Origin of the sequence: Aporhodopirellula sallentina SM41 (genome assembly GCF_000346505.1) — a bacterium.
In the GTDB taxonomy this organism is placed as follows: Bacteria; Planctomycetota; Planctomycetia; order Pirellulales; family Pirellulaceae; genus Rhodopirellula; species Rhodopirellula sallentina.
In genome coordinates this window covers 1-1,493 of sequence record NZ_ANOH01000205.1, presented here as the reverse complement: position 1 = coordinate 1,493, position 1,493 = coordinate 1, and the positions used below count along the sequence as shown (strand labels likewise).

The following is a 1,493-nucleotide window of genomic DNA, read 5'->3' as shown; positions in this document are numbered from 1 at the left end:
GACCAGGGCTTTGAAGGTGTGTTTTCACTTGCGTTTGTCGAGGATCCGTTTCGTCGAGACATGAACTGAATTCGATTTATTGCTTCTCTTGGGCGGTTTCTTTTTCGGGCCCCGGATGGATTTGCGATAACAGCTCAGGTCCATCCCGCCGATGATCTGACGAACTTCTTGAGCAAAGCCACCTTGATCGATCTGTGCCATCTCCGCCCAACGCTCATCGGGTAACACCACCAACATTCCGTCGGTCGCCGATGCGATTTCGTTGGCCAAGTAGTAGTGCGAGAGCATCTCGGCTTCCGCGCGACCGTGCTCGGCAGCGATCGCCCCCTTGCTAATCGCAAACGCATTGTACGCGACCAACGCACAAGCGAAACAAAACAACGCCGCTTTGGGATAGCACAGCGGTTTGATCTCGCAGTTCAACGCCGTGGTCATGTGACCAAACGCCGTCTCAATCTTCCACCGTGTGCGGTACAAATCGGAAACCACAACCGCGTCGGCATCTTCGACCGGAAGATTCGTCAGCAATACGACTTCGACATCCTTGTCCCGCGTCGGTTCAAACAGATGAACGACAACGCGGCGGACCGTCATCTGCCTGCCCTCGTATTCGGGAAGAACTAACTGGTGTTCGTAGATCACACCGGTTTCGCTCTCGCCGATCTTTCGCAGTTTGCCTTTCTCGGTGCCATGCAGTTTGCCGTGCTGACGAATGACGAAGCATCCGCACTTAGCAGCAATGCTGTAGAGAAACTTCAATGTACAGAAATTGCGATCGGCCAACCAAAGCTGTTTCGCCGCGAGCGTTTCGATCACCGCGTCCAGACCACTGAGTTCCTGCGAGTAGGCGTCTTCGATGGGAATGAAATCACAAGCGGCACGATAGCGTGGGTCGTAAACGACCAGTGATTTTCCTGGCAGTGGTGCGGCAGTGCTGGCGCGGGTTTCTTTGAGGCGACGCTCAGTGCCTGAGAGCCAATTGCCATCCAGGATGCGTGTGCTGTAGCCGGCAAGGTCGTTGTTTTGGACGCAGCCAATCTCTTTGCAGATCTCGATGGTCTGCCGGTAGGAGTTGCGAACCAACTGACGCGATAGTGCCAATTCGACGCCTTGCAGCTTGTCGTAGACGGCCCGGACAGACACGCCGAGCTGGTCTTTGAGTGCCTTGTAACCGGCGTTCATGCTCCGGTACTTCCCTAGCACGACGCCGCTGACCAACCCGGTCAGATCAGAGAACAGCAGGGTGCGAGAATACTGTCGCTGTGCTTCGCTTTCAAACAAGCCGTCGAGTTCTTTGGGGGCCAACAGTCGCCGCAGCACCATTTGAGTGACGGTAGCAAAGGGCCGCTTGTCGGCGAACGAGCGGAACAATGGGTCGGTGAACAGCGTGCAATCCATAGCGAAGCCTTCCATGGCAAAGAGCGAAACGAACTCGCTCTATTTTTACAATCGCCTCAAAATAGGCAAGATCAGATACCTTCAAAGCCCTGGTC

Annotated in this window: 1 protein-coding gene; it reads right to left on the bottom strand. The window is 54.9% G+C overall.

Features of this window, described 5'->3' with window-relative positions; translation table 11 throughout:
• Positions 1–24 precede the first annotated feature (24 nt).
• Complete coding sequence (locus RSSM_RS13195) at positions 25–1,398, bottom strand: transposase (RefSeq protein ID WP_044302475.1); 1,374 nt, start codon at positions 1,396–1,398, stop codon at positions 25–27.
• Between the last annotated feature and the right edge of the window lie 95 nt (positions 1,399–1,493).

Excerpts from the sequence above, each read along its gene's own strand:
- RSSM_RS13195 (WP_044302475.1), bottom strand. The coding sequence starts at position 1,398 with ATGGATTGCACGCTGTTCACCGACCCATTGTTCCGCTCGTTCGCCGAC.